Raw genomic sequence first — 18,255 nt, 5'->3', positions numbered from 1 at the left:
CTGACAGACGTAGCAACCGGCGTTCCGTCGTGGGCGTCAGTGCATGCCGACGCGAACAATCTTGAGTGTGTTGGTGCCGCCGGCCTGGCCCATCGGCTCGCCGACGGTCAGGACGATGAAGTCGCCACGCTGCACGACGCCGCGCGCGACCAGCAGCTCTTCGGCCTGGTGCAGTGCTTCGTCGCGGTCGGCGCTATTGGCCAGCGGCAGGGACTGCACATTGCGGTACAGGGCCATCTTGCGCTGCGAGGCCACGTTGGGCGTCATCGCATAAATCGGGATGTTGATGCCGTGGCGGCTCATCCACAGCGCGGTGGCGCCGGAATCGGTCAGCGCGGCAATCGCCTTGACCTGCAGGTGGTGCGCCGTAAACAACGCGCCCATGGCGATCGACTGGTCGATGCGGCTGAAGGTCTGGTCGAGGAAGTCGGCATCCAGATGAACCGATTGCGATTTCTCGGCTTCCACACAGATGGCGGCCATGGCTTCGATGGTCTCGACCGGGTAGCGGCCTGCAGCGGTTTCGGCCGAGAGCATCACCGCATCGGTGCCGTCGAGCACGGCGTTGGCGACGTCCGACACCTCGGCGCGCGTCGGCACCGGGTTGACGATCATCGATTCCATCATCTGCGTGGCGGTGATGGCCAGCTTGTTGGTTTCGCGCGCCAGCTTGATCATGCGCTTCTGCAACGCCGGCACAGCCGCGTTACCCACTTCCACCGCCAGGTCGCCACGCGCGACCATGATGCCGTCGGACGCGGCCAGGATCTCTTCGAGCACGCCTGGCCGGATGGCCTCGGCGCGTTCGATCTTGGCGATCATGCGGGTCTTGTGGTTGTGTGGCGCGCCGGCCACAGCGGCCAGTTGGCGCGCCATTTCCATGTCGGTGGCGTTTTTGGGGAAGCTGACCGCGACGTAATCGGCGCCCAGCGCCATCGCGGTCTTGATGTCTTCCATGTCCTTGGCTGTCAGCGCCGGTGCCGACAGCCCGCCGCCCTGACGGTTGATGCCCTTGTTGTTGGACAGATCGCCGCCGATCTTGACGGTGGTTTCGATCTCCTCGCCCACCACGCGCTCGACCTGCAGCACGATCAGACCGTCATTGAGCAGCAGCAGATCACCAGGGCCAACGTCGCGCGGCAGCTCCTTGTAGTCCAGGCCGACGCGCTCCTGGTTGCCCAGTTCGCAGCGGGCGTCGAGCGTGAAGCGATCACCGGGTTCGAGCGTGATCTTGCCGTTCTCGAACTTGCCGACGCGGATCTTCGGGCCCTGCAGATCGGCCATGATGGCCACTTCACGGCCCACCGAGCGCGCCACTTCGCGCACGAGCTGCGCGCGGTCGATGTGGTCCTGCGCCGCACCGTGCGAGAAGTTCAGCCGCACCACGTCCACCCCCGCCGAGATCATGCGGATCAGAACTTCCTGCGTGCTGGACGCAGGGCCGAGCGTAGCGACGATCTTGGTAGCGCGGGTCATGGGTGGTGGCGTCTCGTTATTGTGGTGGGGATGGGCGCAGCGCCTGCGATCAGGCGACGGCAGCCTGGCTCTGCGCGCGTTGCTCCAGGACTTCCACGGCCGGCAGAGCCTTGCCTTCCAGGAACTCAAGGAACGCACCGCCACCGGTGGAGATATAGCCCACTTTATCGGCGATGTTGTACTTGGCGATGGCAGCCAGCGTGTCGCCGCCGCCCGCAATCGAGAAACCCGACGAGGCCGCAATCGCCTCGGCCAGCACTTTGGTGCCGTTACCGAACTGATCGAACTCGAACACGCCGACCGGGCCGTTCCACACGATCGTGCCGGCGGTCTTCAGTTGTGCGGCCAGTTGCGCGGCCGTCTTCGGACCAATGTCGAGGATCATGTCGTCGTCCGCCACGTCTGCCACATCCTTGACGGTGGCAACCGCAGTGGCGCTGAATTCCTTGGCGCACACCACATCGACGGGAATGGGCACCGATGCGCCGCGCGCGGCCAGCATGTCGATAATGACGCGGGCGTCGCCCACCAGATCCGGCTCAGCCAGCGACTTGCCGATCTTCAGGCCGGCAGCCAGCATGAACGTGTTGGCAATGCCACCGCCGACGATCAGGTTGTCCACCTTGTCCGCCAGCGACTTCAGGATGGTCAGCTTGGTCGACACCTTCGAGCCGGCCACAATGGCGACCAGCGGACGGGCCGGCTGGCCCAGGGCCTTGCCCAGCGCATCCAGTTCAGCTGCGAGCAGCGGGCCGGCGCAGGCGACGGGCGCGAACTTGGCGATACCGTGGGTGGTGGCCTCCGCGCGGTGGGCAGTGCCAAAGGCGTCGTTGACATAGACGTCGCACAGCTTGGCCATCTTCTGGGCCAGTTCGTCGCTGTTCTTCTTTTCGCCCTTGTTCACGCGGCAGTTTTCCAGCAGCACGACCTGGCCGGGCGCTACGTCCACGCCGTCGACCCAGTTCTGCACCAGCTTCACATCGCGGCCAAGCAGCTCAGCCAGGCGCTTGGCGACCGGCGCCAGCGAGTCTTCGGGCTTGAATTCGCCCTCGGTCGGTCGGCCCAGGTGTGAGGTGACCATCACGGCGGCACCAGCGTCCAGCGCGGCCTGGATGGCCGGCACGGAGGCGCGGATGCGCGTGTCTTCGGTGATGTTGCCGGCATCGTCTTGCGGCACATTCAGATCAGCGCGGATAAAGACGCGCTTGCCGGCAAGCTTGCCTTCGGAGATGAGATCGGACAGACGCAGGACGTGAGGCATGGCAGCTACGGAAGGATCGCGGAAAACGGCGATTTTACCCGATGCGACTGGTCAAAACGTGCGTTCTTGGCGGACACCCGTGCGCTAAACCTTCCGGGCTCGACCATCTTACCGAGCCCGATTGATGGGAGTCCGGCGGAGCAATGCGCGTAAGTCAGGCCGGCAGCGGCGTGCGACGGCGCAGCCGCATCCAGCCTTCGGCCGAATACACCGCCAGACCGGCCCAGATCAGCACATAGCCCGCCACCTTGGGCCCCGCAAACGGCTCGTTGTAGAGCCACACGCCCAGCAGCAGTTGCAGCGTCGGGCTCACGTATTGCAGCAAACCCAGCAGCGACAGCGGAATACGCCGCGCGCCGGCGCCAAACAGCAGCAGCGGCAGCGCCGTCAGCGGGCCGGCCAGCGCCAGCAGCAACTGCATGCCCGGCGAAGCAACCAGAAAGGCATTCTGGTGCTGCAAAGCCAGCCAGCCGAGATAGGCCAGTGCCAGCGGAAACAGCAGCAGCGTTTCGAGCGTCAGCCCCTCCAGCGCGCCCAGCGGCGAAGTCTTGCGCAGCAAGCCATAGAACCCGAACGAAAACGCCAGCGCCAGCGCAATCCACGGCAGCGTGCCGGCCTGCCAGGTCAGCCACGCCACCCCGGCCGCCGCCAGCGCCACCGAAATCCACTGCACCGGCCGCAGCCGCTCGCCCAGCACCACCGCGGCGAGCATCACCACAACCAGCGGGTTGATGAAATAGCCCAGACTGGCGTCGAGCACGTGGTCATGGTTGACGGCCCAGATGTAAGTCAGCCAGTTGGCGGCCAGCAGGCTGGTGCTGGCTGCGTAGCGCCCGACCACACGCGGCTGCGTGCGCAGCGCCCACAGCCACGCCCAGTGCCGCTTCACAAGCAGGATCACCACCATCACGGCCAACGACCAGATCACCCGGTGCGAGAGAATCTCCACCGGCGACACCGCCTTGAGCAGCTTGAAGTACAGCGGAAACAGGCCCCACATCGTGTAGGCCAGAAACGCGAAGATCACGCCGTTGCGATTGGAGCCTGACATGTTCATCCCCAGAGACGCAGCACAGTAAAGACGCCCATGCCGACAAAGATCATGCCCAGCATGCGCCGCGTCGCCACATAGAACGCGGTGGCGGCAACGCCGGCCATCAGGCGCGGGTTGGTCCAGGTCAGGTCCAGTTGGCCATGGTTCCAGAGCAGATCCGGCAGCACGATGGCGATCAGCGCGGCGGCCGGCGCAAAACGCAGCGCGTGCTGGATGCGCATGGGCAGTGTCACGCGGTCACCCACGATCAGAAACAGCGAGCGCGTGATGATCGTCACCACCGTCATGCCGGCAATCACCAGCCAGATTTCGAGCGCGCTCATGCGTCGTCCTCTTCGGCAACAGGGCGCGCGCCACGGCGGCGCTGCCACTGCAGGCGGGCGGCGGCTTCGTCGGCAGCCAGGCCAGCGGCCATCGCGCCAGTGACGGCAATCACCAGGCTCAATCGATACGGCAGCTTGAAGGCAACCAGCGCCAGCACCGCCGCCACCGCCACCGCCATGAGCGTGGCGCGGCTACGAATGGTCGACACCATGACAGGAATCAGCGCAAGAGTCCCGGCCAGCGCCAGACCCCACGCATCAGGAAACAGGCTCGCCGCGACGATGCCCAGGATGGACGACACCTGCCAGCCAACGAAGCTCAGCAGGACCATGCCCCAGTAATAGCCCTCCTTGCCTGCCTGCGGGGCAGCCGAGGGGTACTGCTGCGTGAACAGCACGAAGGGCAGATCGCCGTTGAACACACCCAGAACCACGCGCCGGACGAACGGCAGATGCCCGAAATGCTGCATCAGCCCGGCGCTAAAGATGATGAAGCGCACATTCACGATGAACGCCGTCAGCAGTGCCGTCCAAATCGGCAACCCCGCCGCCAGCAGCGGCAGCACCGCCAACTGCGACGACCCTGCATAAACGAAGATCGTCATGCCGATGGCTTGTGGGATGGTCAGCACCGATTTGCTCATCGCCACGCCGGTCACCAGCCCCCAGGCCAGCACCGGCGGCATCGACGGCATGTAGGCGCGCACGCCGGCAAAGAAGCCGGCCCGCTCAGCGGGATCGATGGCCTGCCAGCGGCGCTGCAATGCCGCCGCCCAGCGGACTAACGCCATGACGCCCCCAAAAGTGGCGAATCAGACTCTTTTCGGCCAACCGGGCAAGGGTAGCAGCCGGCAACGCGGGCGCGCAGGAACGTCGGGGGCGACATGGGTGGCTCGTAGGAAACGCACGATTATACTTTTGATGTTAAGCATCCGCTTAACGACAATGCGCCTGTGCCCTGCCCTGCGTGGCGATTCGTGCCAAGCGCCACGCACTGCAACAATCGGCGTTGGCGCGCTTGCGCCCACCCCTTACAATTTCGCCTTTGTCGGTTTTTGAACCTGCGGCCCATATTCAGGGCGTGGCTGAGCTGCTCAGACCGCGCCAGCATTCCTCACTCATCATGACCACGCAAACCGCACCCACGATCGAAATCGGCGCAGACGACCTGCCGCTGCATTGCCCGACCGCCAAGACGCCGGCCTGGAACTACCACCCGCGCGTATTCCTCGACATCGCTGACACGGGCGAAGCCAAGTGCCCCTATTGCGGCACCGTCTACAAGCTGGCCCCCGGCGTTGAACTGAAGGGCCACCATTGAGCCGTCTTCACCCGCCGACGGACCAGCGTCACCCGGCCGGCAACCTCCAGCCGGCGAATCGATGATGCGCAAGATCCTCGTCGTTGCCCCCAACTGGATCGGTGATGCGCTGATGGCGCAGCCGCTGTTTGCGCAGATCAAGGCGCGCCACCCGCGCGCGCAGATCCACGCCATCGCCCCCAAGTGGGTGGCGCCTGTGCTCGCGCGCATGCCGGAAATCGCCCGCGTGCTGCCGACCGAACTCGCCCACGGCAAGCTGCAGCTTGGCAGCCGCACCATGTTCGCCCAGCAGCTCAAGGGCGAGACGTTCGACGCGGCCTACGTGCTGCCAAACTCGTTCAAGAGTGCGCTGATCCCGTGGCTGGCCGGTATCCCGCTGCGTATTGGTTACAAGGGGGAATCGCGCCTGGGCGTGCTGAACGTGCGCTACCCGAATCCGCCCAAGAACGCGCGTCCGCCGATGGTGCAGCACTACGCGGCGCTGGCGTTCAAGCCGCATGCCAAGCTGCCCGACACGCTTCCTGATCCGAAGCTGGACGTCGACGTGCAGCGCGTGGCCGCCACGTCCGCCAAGTTCGGCATTCCCGGCAACGCGCGGCTGATCGCCTTCTGCCCCGGTGCGGAATATGGCCCCGCCAAGCGCTGGCCCGCCGAACACTTTGCCGAACTTGCGCAGATGCTGCGCCGCTCGTTCCCGTATGCGCAGATCGTCGCGCTGGGTTCGGGCAAGGACCGCGAGATGGCCGACGCCATCGTCGAACGCGCCCCGTTCGTGCGCAACCTGTGCGGCGAGACCTCGCTGGACGAAGCCATCGAGCTGCTCGCCCGCGCCGAAGCCGCCATCTGCAACGACTCCGGCCTGATGCACGTGACCGCCGCCCTGGGGCGCCCGCAGGTGGCCGTATTCGGCTCCAGCGACCCGCGCCACACGCCGCCGCTGTCGCCCGCTGCGAGTATCATGTGGCTCCATCTGGAGTGCAGTCCGTGCTTCGCGCGCGAATGCCCGCTGGGCCATCTGCGCTGCCTGCGCGACATCGGCCCCGAGATGGTGTTTCATGAATTGCGCCGGCTGTTGCAGCCGCAGTAACGCTCTCCTTCCACACCACCGCCATGCCACGATTTGCCCGCCTGTTCGAAGCCGCCGAGGACATCCTCGAAGCCTATCGCGATGCACTCAAGCGCCGCGATGCCGATGGCGCGCTCAAGCTGTGGCTGGATGAGGATTCGGTAAGCTTCATCCTGCCCGACGGCCAGCGCTTGCACGGCCACGAGCAGCTACGCGGCTGCCTTGATGCGCTGGTCGAGAAGAACCCGGTGTGGATCGAATGCCTCGGCCAGCAAGTGCATTCGTCGCTGGGCGTGTCCATTTTCGAGGCGACCGAGGCGCTGCGCTTCTCCGCCACCGCCACCGAGGCCGACCTGTACGTGCACACGACCTATGTGCTGATGCAGAACCACGAAGGTTGGCGCATCGCCCACGTGCATTCCAGCCAGGCGGCGGAAGAGCGCGTGGCGGCATCCATCGCCACCGTCACCTCGCACTCGGTCCACTAAGCCGGCCGCGCCTGGCGTGGCTGCCGTCTGTCTCCGATGATCCACCCGCCACGCCGCACCACGCCCCTTGAACTGAATCTGGGCGCCCTGCTCGCAGGGCCGTTCGAGCCGCATGCCTTTCGCTCGCCATGGTGGCTGATCGGCGGCAATGCACAGACGATCGTGCCGGCGCGCCTGTGGCGCTTTCCGCGCATCGCGTATCGCCGAGAACGCTGGGATACGCCAGACCAAGATTTCATCGACCTCGACTGGACCACGCACGAGACCGACACGAATGCGCCGCTCGTCGTCATGTTCCACGGCCTGGAAGGCGATTCGCACAGTCATTACGCCCGGCTGCTGATGGATGCGCTGCGCGCGCGCCGATGGCTGGGCGTGATTCCGCACTTTCGCGGCTGCTCGGGCGAGATAAACCTCGCGCCGCGCATGTACCACTGTGGCGACGGCGCAGAAATCGCGTGGATTCTGGAGCGCCTTTACCAGACGGTTTGCCAGCCTCAGCGCCGCAAGCTGCTGGTCGCCGGCATCTCGCTGGGCGGCAATGCGCTGCTGCGCTGCCTGGGCGAGCACGGCACCGATGCGCGCTACGTGAGCGCGGCCGCGACGGTCTCGGCGCCGCTGGACATGCGGGCCGGTGGCGCTGCGTTATCCAAGGGCTTCAACATGGTCTACACGCGCATGTTCCTGCGTACGCTCAAGGACAAGGCCAACGCCAAGCTCGACCAGCACCCCGGCCTGTACGACCGCGCCGCCATGATGGCCACGCGCACCCTGGGCCAGTTCGACAATCTTGTCACCGCGCCGCTGCACGGCTTTCGCGACGTGCTCGACTACTGGACGCGCGCGTCGTCCAAACCTGTACTGCGCGAGGTGCGCGTGCCGACACTGGTGCTGAACGCGCGCAACGATCCGTTCCTGCCCGGCCGCTATCTGCCCGGCCCGGCTGACGTGTCGCCCGATATCGTGCTGGATCAGCCGCTGCACGGCGGCCACGTCGGCTTTCTCCTCCGTCATGGCAACGCGGGCCGCGTTGATTGGATGCCTGCGCGCGTCCTCCGCTTTTTTGATGACGTGCTCGGCCGCCAACCAGAAACAGGGGATGCCCGTGGATGACGTCGTCCGTCAGGCCATGGCCAAGTGGCCGAACGTGCCGAACTGCTTTGGCTGGCTGGCGCTGGACCGGCGCGGCCAATGGCGCATGCGCAATGAATATGCGCAAGCCAACAAACTCTCGGGCGAGCCGATTCGCCACGCAGCGCTCGTCGACTTCATCGTGCGCAACTACGCGCATGACGATGCGGGGCGCTGGTTCTTTCAAAATGGGCCGCAGCGGGTGTTTGTCGAACTGGACTACGCGCCGTGGGTTGTGCGGTTGTCGGCAGAAGGTGCGCCTGCCACATTCACGACAACCACCAGCGCTGCGTTCTCACCCACCGGCTGTTTTGTCGACGAACACGGTAGCGTGCTGCTATCGGGCCGCGTGAGCGGATGGGATGCAGAAGAAACCATTGCCCTGCTGCACGATCATGACCTGGAGCCGTTCTCCTCGCTGGCTCAATGGCACGCAGCAGCGTGCGGAGCCGCGCTGGGCACGTTGAGTCTGGGTGGCCGGACGTTCGATATTGAGCCGATTGCGCGCGCGGAAGTCGCACAGCGCTACGGCTTCGTAGCCCGGCCAACGGAATAGCACCGACCGGCCTTACTTTGGCAATGCCTTGTCTTCCGCCTTCTCTTCCCGGTATTGCCGCTCCATCTGGTGCAAGCGCGCATCCACTTCAGATAGCGTGTAGAAATCCGCATCCCCCGCATCGCGAGCCAGCTTCAGTTGCTCCACTGCGGAACCCCAAGCCCCATCCCGTGCGTACTTCTCTGCCAGGGCGCGGTGCTGCTCGACGCGCGAGCCCTTGTCAGCGTAGGCTCGCGCAAGCATGTCCCACCAGATCGGCTGGGCAGTGTCTTCGCGGGTCTTGTCTTTCAGATACGGAATCGCATCATCGGCCCGGCCGGCGGTCAGCAGCGTTTGCGCATAGGTAATGCCCACCGCGCGTGAGAGCGGATACGCAACAAGCGCCGCGCGCGCCAGCGTCAGCGCCTCTGGTGCACGGCCTCGCGCGCGCGCCAGTTCGATGGCCGTCACATCCAGCTCAACGCTGCCCGACGTGATACCGGGAATATTGCCGTACAAGCGCCGCGCTTCCAGCAGCGCTTGTTCAGCGTCGTCCAGCCGCCCCGCCATCTGATTGGCAACTGCCACCCCGTACCAAAGCGCCGCGCGCTTCTCGACCGGTGCATCCGGCGCCGAAGACAACTGCGAGCGCATCGCATTGCGCACATCGATATAGGCGCTCGTCGACGTCTCCTGCAGCACGCGCGCACGCACCTTGGCGAAACCGAACTCCGGCCGACGCGGCTGGCGCGGGTGCGGCAGGCCACGTGCGCGATCTTCCATATCGGCGATGCGCTCGCCAGTCAGCGGGTGGGTGCGCGCATAGCCTGGAATCACGCCGGTATCGGCAATGTTCGTCACGCGCTGCAGACGGCGGAAAAAGTCGGGCATGCCGTCCGGGTTGTAGCCGGCGCCCGTGAGCAGCGTGAAACCAACGCGGTCTGCCTCACGCTCTGCGCCGCGCGAGAAAGCGAGCTGGTTCGACACCGCCGCCGCCTGCCCGCCCATCGCCAGCGCCTGCGCGGCGTCCCCGCTTTTGGTGGCCGCCAGGCCGGCCAGCAGAATCGACGCCAAAGCGATCCACATCGACTCGCCGGATTTATCGATCCCGCGCGCAATATGCCGCTGCAGCACGTGACCGATTTCGTGGCCGAGCACCGAGGCCAGCTCCGATTCGCTCTCAGTGGCCACCAGCGTGCCCGTGTTCACGCCGATGTAGCCGCCTGGCAGCGCAAACGCGTTGATGCCCGGATCACGCACCGCAAACAACTCGAAGCTCGACGCCGACGTGCTGCCCGCCACATGCTGCCGGCGCGCTGCTTCGATCAGCTTGTAGCCGATGGTGTTGAGGTAGTCGGTGACCAGCGGGTCGGGCACGAAATCCGGATCACGGCGGATCTGGCGCATCACGCGGTCACCCAGACGCCGCTCCATCTCGGGCGACAACGACGCCGTTGACGGGTCACCCATGTCGGGTAACTCGTACGTTGGCGCGTCAATGACCGCAGGCTCTTTTGGCAGATACGGTGACTGCCGACCGATCTGCACGCTGCGGTTCAGGTTGCTCTGCACCTGATCGGCTGCCGCGGCAGAACCCAGCGCCGCATTGACCGAAGCCGCCGGCGCAGACGCCACCGCCTGCGCCAACACCGGCAACGGTAGCGGCACAAGCCAAGTCGACAGCAACATAGCAGCCGTCAGCTTGCGAGCGCGCGGCCGAAAAATGGAAAGCGTCATACGGAGAGCACGGAGAGCAGAATCAGCGCGGCCACATCGTCGCCGCAAGCCGGGTGCTTGCTATCATAAAACGCTTCATACCCTGCCCCGCAAAACGCGCTGTCACTCATGTCGCAACTCACCCATTTCGATTCCGCCGGACAAGCCCATATGGTCGACGTCGGCGACAAGGCCGTCACGCACCGCGTGGCCGTGGCCACCGGCACGATCCGCATGCTGCCCGAGACGTTTGCGCTGGTGCGCGATGGCAACGCCAAGAAGGGCGATGTGCTGGGGATTGCGCGTGTTGCGGCGATTCAGGGGTCCAAGCGGACGTCGGATTTGATTCCGCTGTGTCATCCGCTGGCGTTGACGAAGGTGGGGGTCGAGTTTGCGTTGGATGAGGCTTCACACAGTGTCCGCTGCACTGTTCGCGCGGAGACGCGTGGGCAGACGGGCGTGGAGATGGAGGCGTTGACTGCGGTGCAGGTTGGCCTGCTCACCATCTATGACATGTGTAAGGCGGTGGATCGGGGGATGGTGATTGGGGATGTGCGGCTGATGGAGAAGCGGGGGGGGAAGTCGGGGGAGTGGGTGGCGGGATGACAAGCTTTCGTGCCGCCGATAAAAGAGCGTCGTTCAGACGCTCTTTTTCGCTTCAATGAGCTGCGTTCAACGACATTCGGCTGGGGCGTATTTGGCGTCCAAGGTAGGCGACGTCTTCTGCGTTACACCTGAATCCGGGGGCGTTTTCCCGTTAGCCGCACAAACCCACTGAATTGCTGCAGAGGGAATCGTTCCGGCCTCCAGATTTGCACCATCGGAATAAGGCGTCAACACCAGTTTATTCTTGTTATCCGGCACGACGCCCGGATCAAATGCGATCAAAATTTCACCAGTATCGTCATTGATTTCCAGCTTCGAAACGTTCTTGGTCGGAGAAAAAGTCGATACGCCTTTCGAAAATTTGGCTTGACCGGCAATAGCGTTCTCCGCCACCAGCGTTTTCGTTTGAGCTGCCAGCACGAGCCCTTCGGTAACCTTCGCTCGGATGGTGTACTCCTGATATGCCGGTACCGCAATCGCCGCCAGAATGCCGACGATCGCAACAACGATCATGAGTTCGATGAGTGTGAACCCCTTTTGATTCCGCCTAACAATGCAACGTTTTAACATGTCGATAACTCCGATTCGATTTAAGTACAGATAACCAGCGACCAATCCTCTTTTATTGAGATCCGTTGTTGAGATCGCAAAGCCTAATCGAACTGAAGACAATCCATGTATATCGCAACAAATTTTTATACAAATAAACGCAAACGCCACTCACAATAAAAAGCGCCCCGGATGGAGCGCTTGTTTATTGCGAGGCGTGAACCTAAGAATGGTGGTCAAAACTGGCAAAGGTCCACATGCTAAACAGAGCCGGTTGCGGCGGGCAATGAGCACATGAAACAGACCCGACCTGAACGTGGACCTAACGAACGGATGTACACGCAAGCGCGTATTTTTTGACGAGATGAAGCGCGCTGCCGTGGAAGAAGTTTGTGGCGCTGATTCCGCTGCACGCACCGACAAAAGCGACCGGCCGCGAGCCGTCGTTACTCAATCTGCACTGACAAGCAGGTTCTCCGATTTAAGGCGTGAACAGAACGTCTTCAAGCCATCGGCATTGCGTTGGCATGCCTGCCTCAGCACGGACGTCTGTGCAGCGAAGTCTCCCCAGTAGTGGTTATGAAGACGCCGGATATGGATTACGGCTTCTTCGTTCTTTCCTTGGAACGCCAGCGCCAAAGCGTATCGCTGGACGGTCGCCGGCCCCGGATAGAACTGCACGGCCTGCCGCTCAAGCGCTGCCATCACGGGCGCCATTTCCCCATTGATCGAGGCGTTCATCGCCAAAACCAGCGTTGCATAAGGCACCAGCAGCATCTGGCCACTGCCCTGGTACCTGACCAACTCTTTGGCAACGCCATCCTGCGTGAAATAGAGCCGCTCGACGCCCCGATAGTCGATCCAAAGACGTGCGACAAGCGCCGCCCCACAGACTACTATCACCCCTGAAAGCGCCCAGGCTAGCCCGCTTGACGGAAAGCGCAGCCCTTTGACGTCCAGATACCCTAAAGCAAAGGCAAACGGAAACAGAAAGAACACATAGTGAAGCGGATACTCCAACAACGAATGCACGATCATGACGGCAACCACGGCGCACAAGAACGCCACATCCGGGTGCTGCAGTCGCTTACGTAAGTCAAACGCCCACCATGCGAGCGGAGCAAACACCGCAATTAGGCCAGCCAAGCCGACCTTTGCCAACAGATCGAGCACGATATTATGCGCATTCATCGACATCTCGACTCGGCCGAGGGTATCCGTTTGCACATATTGGTTCCAGGCATAATCGCCCCAGCCGCCCCCCCACCATGGGTGGGCAAGGAAAATATGCCAAGCATGGTTCCAAAGTAACGAACGCAAGCCGACCCCCTCCTGCAAGCGCTCGCCCATGGACCCGGGCAAATCAAAGGTCCATATCCCGTTGGCGAATGCAATCATCCAATTCCACCCCTGATATGCCAGGGCAAGGAGGAGCAGCGGGCTCACTAGGACAAGCAACCTGGCCAGCCAGGCACGCCCCTTTGCCTCTGCACCAAGCGGTATGCCGGCCACCAGGCCGACCACCACGATATGGATCCATGTTATTCGCGAGAATGTCAATGCCATACCCAGCAGCAATGCGAGCATAGCGATGGTCAGCGGCACAAACCACTTCTGATATCGATGTGCCAAAAAGAGGCATGCCGCTAGCCCGAACGCCAAATAGGAGCCGACATGATTTGGCTGATTCAAATTGCCCCACATCCGTCGCCCCGCACCTGTGGGCATCACCGAGAAATAGGCGCTAGGCAGGTTCGGAACGCGGAATAGCTGCAACAGCTCGATAGCAACGGTCAGTAAGCCGCCAACAACGGCTGCGACGGCAATGGTCGTCAGCACACCGGGCAGCTGCCGGCACCGCGCGCCCAGCCCCGTGATAGCGGTGGCCGCCAGCAGAGTGACGATCGCTCCGAACGAGAAAAAGGGGTTCAGCGGCGGCGCAATCGCCAGTTGCAGGATCAGAACCACAATCAGTGCCAGCGGTGCCAGTGCGACCCTCGGCAAGCCTATCGCCTGCTTCCAGGTGATGCACAGTACAGGGACCGCGAATGCGATCCAGCAGACTGCTGCTGCAGACTCGGAATAGAACGTTGGAACAGGATAGGTGTGCAGCGCGACCAGGAAAGGAACCGCCCAGCACGCCCCCAGGGCAAACCAGGCCGGCAACAACAAAACGGGGAATCGACGCATCAGTGAACGCCAAGAGAGGCATCAAACAAAAAGAGCGCCCGAAGGCGCTCTTACTAGGCAAGGCAATCTAGTTTAACGGCACTCTGCCGGAGCATACTTGGCCAACAGCGTACCCGCGGTGAACGTGGTAATACCGCTCGACGAGGCACCGGCGGCTGCGCAGCGCCATTGGATCGGACCCGTCGGCACGGTACCAGCGGCGAGGTTGGTGATCGTGCCGCTGTTGTTGTAGTACGGCGTGATCGTCAGGTTACCGGCACCAGCGTTTGCGTTATAGGTGACGGTAATCACACCGGTACCCGAAGTGACGTTGAGGCTGGAGACATTCTTGGTCGTGCCGGGAGGGGTAAAGCCCGTCGCAGCGTCGATACCATTGGCGGCATTTTCAGCCACCAGCACCTTGGTAGCAGCAGCCAGCGACAGACCTTCCGTCACGCGCGAACGGATCGTGTAGTCCTGATACGCCGGAATGGCGATAGCAGCCAGAATACCGACGATCGCGACCACAATCATCAGTTCGATCAGCGTGAAGCCCTTCTGGACTCGCTTGTTTAGACGACGCATCGATTTCATTGAATTTTCCCCCGGAAAAATTTGGTTAAGGATGATGCAGTGCTATTACAGCAGGGACCGTGCCACCTCGATTTCATGAACTTGTGTGTCAAAATTGTCGCTAATAGCTCTATTGCTCCAACAGGAAGTGACAGTTTTTGACACGCCGTGACGTGGACCGTCAATTCCTGCATTGCCGACCTCAAGTCTGCAGTGGCTACCAGTTTGCACAAAAAAAGGCGCCCGCAGGCGCCTTGATTGAACACAAGTACCGCTATCGACACTCCGCCGGAGCATAGCGTGCATCCAGGGTGGGCGTTCCGAGGCGGTTGACATTGGGGGGCATTTGCTTGCCGTTGGCGGAACATGCCCACATGACGATGGCTGGAGGAGCGGACCCCGCACTGAGATTCGCGTAAGTAGACGATGCAGTGCCCGAGTACGGCGTCAGAATCAATGTGTTGCTGCCAATTCCAGCCACGCTAGAGGTGAACCCGATGGAAATTTCGCCGGAGCCACCATCAATATTTAACGAGGCCACATTGCGTGTGGCCGATAGCGAAGCCAAACCCAAAGATAGGCTGCTTTGTGCGTTTGCAGCGTTCTCGACCACCAACGCCTTCGCCTGTACAGCAATGATTAGGCCCTCTGTCACCCGCGACCGAATCGTATAGTCCTGATACGCTGGAATCGCCAACGCCGCCAAAATCCCAACGATCGCCACCACGATCATCAGTTCGATCAGCGTAAAGCCGTCCGCCCGACGCCTCGTTCCCTTGCTGTGCTTAAAAACCATGGCCTCTCCCCAAAAGGCATTTTGTTGTTAGGAGGTCACCGAGCAGGGACCATGCCAAGGCACACACTGTGTATCCGAGCCAAAATTGGCGCGCTTTGTCGAAAGTTCGAACGCAAATCTGCCCGTTCTTGACAGAATTCCAGACAGAACCCGTCATCACCTACTTTCGAGGGGAGTCCTTCGGACTAAGCCTGACGCAGCGCCCGCCGACTCACCCACCTCCCCATCATCACCACGAGCAACGCCCCTAAGCAGCCGACCACCACATCCGCATACGGCACCGCGTGCTCAAACCACGCCGCGTCAATCGGATCGGTGACGAGCATATCGCCGGCAAGATACCCAAGCAGCGCCGCCCCGAGCGTGATAATCACCGGGAAGCGCGCCATGATCCCCACGAGCAACGTACTGCCGAACACGATCAAGGGCACCGACAACCCAAGCCCCAGCACCAGCAGCAGAAACGTCGTGCCTGGCGGCCCCTTCTCGGCCGCGGCGGCCACAGCGACGACGTTATCGAGCGACATCACAAAGTCGGCGATGAGGATGGTCTGGATGGCTGGCCATAGGCCGGCACGCAGATGGCGATCTGCGGCCTCCTCCTCGGCTTCCGAGAGCAGCTTCACGCCAATGTAGACCAGCAGCAGTGCGCCGATCGTTTTCAGGTACGGCAGCGCAAGCAGCTTGACGGCCAGCACGGTCAATACCACGCGCAGCACAATGGCGCCGGCGCTGCCCCAGAAAATGGCCTGCTTCTGCTGGCGCTTGGGCAAGTTGCGCGCGGCCAGCGCGATAACGACCGCGTTGTCGCCCGACAGCACGATGTTGGTCAGGATGATCGAGCCGAGTGCGAACCAGAATGCGCTTGAGGTGAGCGCCATAGTGTTCTCGAAGATGTCCTTCGGTTGGCGTGAGGTAAGTCCGTTTGCAAAGCGTCTTGTGTGCTTATACACATGTCGTGCCTGGCTCGCTTGCTGCGCCGCGCCCAAACAAAAACGGGAGGCCAAGCCCCCCGTTCTCGCACAACCTCAAACCTTACCGATTACAGCATCGCCTTGAGCAGACGCGCCATTTCCGACGGGTTCTTGGTGGTCTTGATGCCGCAGGCTTCCATGATGTCCAGCTTGGCTTGCGCCGTGTCGGCACCGCCCGAGATCAGCGCGCCGGCGTGGCCCATGCGCTTGCCCGGAGGCGCCGTTACGCCTGCGATGAAGCCAACCACCGGCTTCTTCATGTTGTCCTTGATCCAGTAAGCCGCGTTGGCTTCGTCCGGACCGCCGATCTCACCGATCATGACCACGGCGTCCGTTTCCGGATCGTCGTTGAACATCTTCATCACGTCGATGTGCTTCAGGCCGTTGATCGGGTCGCCGCCGATACCGACAGCCGACGATTGGCCCAGGCCCAGCGCGGTGAGCTGACCCACAGCTTCGTACGTCAGCGTGCCCGAGCGCGACACCACGCCGATGCGGCCCTTGCGGTGGATGTGGCCCGGCATGATGCCGATCTTGATTTCGTCCGGCGTGATCAGGCCCGGGCAGTTCGGGCCCAGCAGCAGCGTCTTGCTGCCGGCCTTACGCATCTTGTCCTTGACCATCATCATGTCGCGCACAGGGATGCCTTCGGTGATGCAAACCACCAGATCCAGTTCGGCTTCAACAGCCTCCCAGATTGCATCAGCGGCACCTGCGGGCGGCACGTAGATCACCGACACGGTTGCGCCGGTCTGTGCCTTCGCATCCTTGACGGTTGCGTAGATGGGGATGCCTTCGAAGTCTTCGCCGGCCTTCTTCGGGTTCACGCCTGCCACGAAGGCGTTCTTGCCGTTGGCGTAGTCGCGGCAACCGCGGGTGTGGAACTGGCCGGTCTTACCGGTGATCCCCTGGGTGATGACCTTGGTGTCTTTGTTGATCAGAATCGACATGCTGTAATCCTTTTTGGCCTTTTTGGCAGCGAGCCTCGCCGAGTGACCTGGCGCGGCTCGCGTTCGCGTGTGGTTGGTTCAGCGGGCGGCTTACTTGCCGGCGGCTGCGGCCACGACCTTCTCGGCGGCCTCTGCCATCGTGTCTGCGGCAATGATGGGCAGACCCGAGTCGGCCAGCATCTTCTTGCCGAGGTCTTCGTTGGTGCCCTTCATGCGCACGACCAGCGGCACCGAAAGCGACACTGCCTTCGCCGCCGCGATCACGCCTTCGGCGATCACATCGCAACGCATGATGCCGCCGAAGATGTTGACCAGGATGGCCTTCACGTCGGGGTTCTTCAGCATCAGCTTGAAGGCTTCGGTCACCTTTTCGGTGGTGGCACCGCCGCCCACGTCGAGGAAGTTGGCCGGCTCGCCGCCGAACAGCTTGATGGTGTCCATCGTGGCCATGGCCAGACCGGCGCCGTTCACCAGGCAGCCGATGTTGCCGTCCAGCGAGATGTAGGCCAGGTCGAACTTCGAGGCTTCGATTTCGGCGGGGTCTTCTTCATCCAGATCGCGGTAAGCCACGATTTCCGGGTGACGGAACAGCGCGTTCGAGTCGAAGTTGAACTTGGCATCCAGCGCGATGACCTTGCCGTCGCCGGTCAGGATCAGCGGGTTGATTTCAGCTTGCGAAGCGTCGGTTTCCCAGAATGCCTTGTACAGGCCTTGCAGGGCTTGGCGGGCTTGCGGAACGCTCGCATCGGGCACGCCGATCTTGCGGGCGATGTCATCAGCCTGAGCGTCTTGCAGACCGGCTTGCGGATCGATCAGCAGCGTGTGGATTTTTTCCGGATGGCTTTCGGCCACTTCTTCGATGTCCATGCCGCCTTCGCTCGAGGCCATCAGCGCGACCTGCTGCGACACACGGTCCACCACCAGCGACACGTACAGTTCCTTCTTGATGTCAGCGCCTTCTTCGATCAGCAGGCGCTTGACCAGCTTGCCTTCCGGACCGGTCTGGTGCGTCACCAGCGTCATGCCCAGGATGCCAGTGGCGTACTCCTTGACCTGGTCCATGCTCTTGGCGACCTTCACGCCGCCGCCCTTGCCACGGCCACCCGCATGAATCTGCGCCTTCACGACCCACACCGGGCCGCCCAGGGTTTCAGCAGCCTTGATGGCCTCGTCGACCGAGAAGGCCGGAATGCCGCGCGGAACCGGCACATTGTATTTGCGCAGGATTTCCTTGCCTTGGTACTCATGGATATTCATGCGTGTTTCC

Annotated in this window: 19 protein-coding genes and 1 pseudogene; 7 read left to right on the top strand and 13 right to left on the bottom strand. The window is 62.5% G+C overall.

Annotated features, from left to right (window positions below; translation table 11 throughout):
- Positions 1–36: 36 nt before the first annotated feature.
- The 5 genes from pyk to PSUB009319_RS08080 all read right to left on the bottom strand — a co-directional run bounded on the left by pyk (position 37) and on the right by PSUB009319_RS08080 (position 4,905).
- Positions 37–1,476, bottom strand: a complete 1,440-nt coding sequence (gene pyk / locus PSUB009319_RS08100) for a pyruvate kinase (RefSeq protein WP_124381725.1) — start codon at positions 1,474–1,476, stop codon at positions 37–39.
- 49 nt (positions 1,477–1,525) lie between these two features.
- A complete protein-coding gene (locus PSUB009319_RS08095; RefSeq protein WP_124381724.1) occupies positions 1,526–2,737 on the bottom strand; it encodes a phosphoglycerate kinase in 1,212 nt (403 codons plus the stop codon).
- A 154-nt stretch (positions 2,738–2,891) separates the two neighbouring features.
- Entirely contained in the window at positions 2,892–3,788 is an 897-nt protein-coding gene (rarD, locus tag PSUB009319_RS08090; RefSeq protein WP_124381723.1) for an EamA family transporter RarD, read from the bottom strand.
- 2 nt (positions 3,789–3,790) lie between these two features.
- Positions 3,791–4,114 (bottom strand): AzlD domain-containing protein, encoded by a 324-nt coding sequence (locus tag PSUB009319_RS08085; protein ID WP_124381722.1) that lies wholly within the window; start codon positions 4,112–4,114, stop codon positions 3,791–3,793.
- Positions 4,111–4,905 (bottom strand): AzlC family ABC transporter permease, encoded by a 795-nt coding sequence (locus PSUB009319_RS08080; protein ID WP_124381721.1) that lies wholly within the window; start codon positions 4,903–4,905, stop codon positions 4,111–4,113. The genes PSUB009319_RS08085 and PSUB009319_RS08080 overlap by 4 nt, the downstream gene beginning before the upstream one ends.
- Positions 4,906–5,237: 332 nt before the next feature.
- Between PSUB009319_RS08080 and PSUB009319_RS08075 the strand changes: the two genes are divergently transcribed.
- From PSUB009319_RS08075 to PSUB009319_RS08055, 5 genes are all read left to right on the top strand, one after another.
- Positions 5,238–5,435, top strand: coding sequence for a zinc-finger domain-containing protein (locus PSUB009319_RS08075; protein WP_004636130.1), 198 nt, complete (start codon positions 5,238–5,240; stop codon positions 5,433–5,435).
- A gap of 61 nt (positions 5,436–5,496) precedes the next feature.
- On the top strand, positions 5,497–6,522 hold the full coding sequence (gene waaF, locus PSUB009319_RS08070) for a lipopolysaccharide heptosyltransferase II (protein WP_124381720.1): 1,026 nt from the start codon (positions 5,497–5,499) through the stop codon (positions 6,520–6,522).
- Positions 6,523–6,545: 23 nt separating this feature from the next.
- Entirely contained in the window at positions 6,546–6,989 is a 444-nt protein-coding gene (locus tag PSUB009319_RS08065) for a nuclear transport factor 2 family protein (RefSeq protein WP_124381719.1), read from the top strand.
- A 36-nt stretch (positions 6,990–7,025) separates the two neighbouring features.
- The gene (locus tag PSUB009319_RS08060; RefSeq protein ID WP_124381718.1) at positions 7,026–8,102 is read left to right on the top strand and encodes a YheT family hydrolase; all 1,077 of its coding nucleotides are present in this window, start codon (positions 7,026–7,028) and stop codon (positions 8,100–8,102) included.
- Positions 8,095–8,676, top strand: a complete 582-nt coding sequence (locus tag PSUB009319_RS08055; protein ID WP_124381717.1) for a DUF2946 family protein — start codon at positions 8,095–8,097, stop codon at positions 8,674–8,676. The genes PSUB009319_RS08060 and PSUB009319_RS08055 overlap by 8 nt, the downstream gene beginning before the upstream one ends.
- A 12-nt stretch (positions 8,677–8,688) precedes the next feature.
- Here the strand turns inward: PSUB009319_RS08055 and PSUB009319_RS08050 are convergent, their stop codons facing one another.
- Positions 8,689–10,392 (bottom strand): M48 family metallopeptidase, encoded by a 1,704-nt coding sequence (locus PSUB009319_RS08050; RefSeq protein ID WP_124381716.1) that lies wholly within the window; start codon positions 10,390–10,392, stop codon positions 8,689–8,691.
- A 108-nt stretch (positions 10,393–10,500) separates the two neighbouring features.
- On the opposite strand from PSUB009319_RS08050, the gene moaC reads away from it, so the two are divergent.
- Positions 10,501–10,977 (top strand): cyclic pyranopterin monophosphate synthase MoaC, encoded by a 477-nt coding sequence (moaC, locus tag PSUB009319_RS08045; RefSeq protein ID WP_124381715.1) that lies wholly within the window; start codon positions 10,501–10,503, stop codon positions 10,975–10,977.
- A gap of 66 nt (positions 10,978–11,043) precedes the next feature.
- Here the strand turns inward: moaC and PSUB009319_RS08040 are convergent, their stop codons facing one another.
- Positions 11,044–11,547 (bottom strand): pilin, encoded by a 504-nt coding sequence (locus tag PSUB009319_RS08040; RefSeq protein ID WP_124381714.1) that lies wholly within the window; start codon positions 11,545–11,547, stop codon positions 11,044–11,046.
- Positions 11,548–11,836: 289 nt separating this feature from the next.
- On the opposite strand from PSUB009319_RS08040, the pseudogene PSUB009319_RS23460 reads away from it, so the two are divergent.
- Positions 11,837–11,987 (top strand): annotated as a pseudogene (locus PSUB009319_RS23460) (IS5/IS1182 family transposase); the annotation flags it as partial.
- Here the strand turns inward: PSUB009319_RS23460 and PSUB009319_RS08035 are convergent.
- From PSUB009319_RS08035 to sucC, 6 genes are all read right to left on the bottom strand, one after another.
- Positions 11,977–13,716 (bottom strand): PglL family O-oligosaccharyltransferase, encoded by a 1,740-nt coding sequence (locus tag PSUB009319_RS08035; protein WP_124381713.1) that lies wholly within the window; start codon positions 13,714–13,716, stop codon positions 11,977–11,979. The pseudogene PSUB009319_RS23460 and the gene PSUB009319_RS08035 overlap by 11 nt on opposite strands.
- A gap of 72 nt (positions 13,717–13,788) precedes the next feature.
- Positions 13,789–14,289 (bottom strand): pilin, encoded by a 501-nt coding sequence (locus PSUB009319_RS08030; RefSeq protein WP_124381712.1) that lies wholly within the window; start codon positions 14,287–14,289, stop codon positions 13,789–13,791.
- A gap of 253 nt (positions 14,290–14,542) precedes the next feature.
- Positions 14,543–15,064: a pilin gene (locus PSUB009319_RS08025; protein ID WP_124381711.1), complete on the bottom strand. Its 522-nt coding sequence runs from the start codon at positions 15,062–15,064 to the stop codon at positions 14,543–14,545.
- A gap of 185 nt (positions 15,065–15,249) precedes the next feature.
- Positions 15,250–15,945 carry a TerC family protein gene (locus tag PSUB009319_RS08020; RefSeq protein WP_124381710.1) on the bottom strand — a complete coding sequence of 232 codons (696 nt, stop codon included), beginning with the start codon at positions 15,943–15,945 and terminating at the stop codon, positions 15,250–15,252.
- 161 nt (positions 15,946–16,106) lie between these two features.
- Entirely contained in the window at positions 16,107–16,988 is an 882-nt protein-coding gene (gene sucD / locus PSUB009319_RS08015; RefSeq protein ID WP_064050227.1) for a succinate--CoA ligase subunit alpha, read from the bottom strand.
- A 90-nt stretch (positions 16,989–17,078) separates the two neighbouring features.
- Positions 17,079–18,245 (bottom strand): ADP-forming succinate--CoA ligase subunit beta, encoded by a 1,167-nt coding sequence (gene sucC, locus PSUB009319_RS08010; protein WP_124381709.1) that lies wholly within the window; start codon positions 18,243–18,245, stop codon positions 17,079–17,081.
- Positions 18,246–18,255 lie beyond the last annotated feature (10 nt).

It is taken from the genome of Ralstonia sp. SET104 (assembly GCF_003851545.1).
In the GTDB taxonomy this organism is placed as follows: domain Bacteria; phylum Pseudomonadota; class Gammaproteobacteria; order Burkholderiales; family Burkholderiaceae; genus Ralstonia.
The sequence above is the reverse complement of the archived record's forward strand: the minus strand, read 5'-3'. Positions and strand labels throughout refer to the sequence as shown.

Bases quoted from the DNA above. Each gene is read 5' to 3' on its own strand.
- PSUB009319_RS08035 (WP_124381713.1), bottom strand. From the start codon at position 13,716: ATGCGTCGATTCCCCGTTTTGTTGTTGCCGGCCTGGTTTGCCCTGGGG.
- sucC (WP_124381709.1), bottom strand. From the start codon at position 18,245: ATGAATATCCATGAGTACCAAGGCAAGGAAATCCTGCGCAAATACAAT.
- PSUB009319_RS08075 (WP_004636130.1), top strand. From the start codon at position 5,238: ATGACCACGCAAACCGCACCCACGATCGAAATCGGCGCAGACGACCTG.
- PSUB009319_RS08020 (WP_124381710.1), bottom strand. From the start codon at position 15,945: ATGGCGCTCACCTCAAGCGCATTCTGGTTCGCACTCGGCTCGATCATC.
- rarD (WP_124381723.1), bottom strand. From the start codon at position 3,788: ATGTCAGGCTCCAATCGCAACGGCGTGATCTTCGCGTTTCTGGCCTAC.
- PSUB009319_RS08030 (WP_124381712.1), bottom strand. From the start codon at position 14,289: ATGAAATCGATGCGTCGTCTAAACAAGCGAGTCCAGAAGGGCTTCACG.
- waaF (WP_124381720.1), top strand. From the start codon at position 5,497: ATGATGCGCAAGATCCTCGTCGTTGCCCCCAACTGGATCGGTGATGCG.
- pyk (WP_124381725.1), bottom strand. From the start codon at position 1,476: ATGACCCGCGCTACCAAGATCGTCGCTACGCTCGGCCCTGCGTCCAGC.
- PSUB009319_RS08050 (WP_124381716.1), bottom strand. From the start codon at position 10,392: ATGACGCTTTCCATTTTTCGGCCGCGCGCTCGCAAGCTGACGGCTGCT.
- PSUB009319_RS08040 (WP_124381714.1), bottom strand. From the start codon at position 11,547: ATGTTAAAACGTTGCATTGTTAGGCGGAATCAAAAGGGGTTCACACTC.
- moaC (WP_124381715.1), top strand. From the start codon at position 10,501: ATGTCGCAACTCACCCATTTCGATTCCGCCGGACAAGCCCATATGGTC.
- sucD (WP_064050227.1), bottom strand. From the start codon at position 16,988: ATGTCGATTCTGATCAACAAAGACACCAAGGTCATCACCCAGGGGATC.
- PSUB009319_RS08060 (WP_124381718.1), top strand. From the start codon at position 7,026: ATGATCCACCCGCCACGCCGCACCACGCCCCTTGAACTGAATCTGGGC.
- PSUB009319_RS08065 (WP_124381719.1), top strand. From the start codon at position 6,546: ATGCCACGATTTGCCCGCCTGTTCGAAGCCGCCGAGGACATCCTCGAA.
- PSUB009319_RS08085 (WP_124381722.1), bottom strand. From the start codon at position 4,114: ATGAGCGCGCTCGAAATCTGGCTGGTGATTGCCGGCATGACGGTGGTG.
- PSUB009319_RS08080 (WP_124381721.1), bottom strand. From the start codon at position 4,905: ATGGCGTTAGTCCGCTGGGCGGCGGCATTGCAGCGCCGCTGGCAGGCC.
- PSUB009319_RS08025 (WP_124381711.1), bottom strand. From the start codon at position 15,064: ATGGTTTTTAAGCACAGCAAGGGAACGAGGCGTCGGGCGGACGGCTTT.
- PSUB009319_RS08095 (WP_124381724.1), bottom strand. From the start codon at position 2,737: ATGCCTCACGTCCTGCGTCTGTCCGATCTCATCTCCGAAGGCAAGCTT.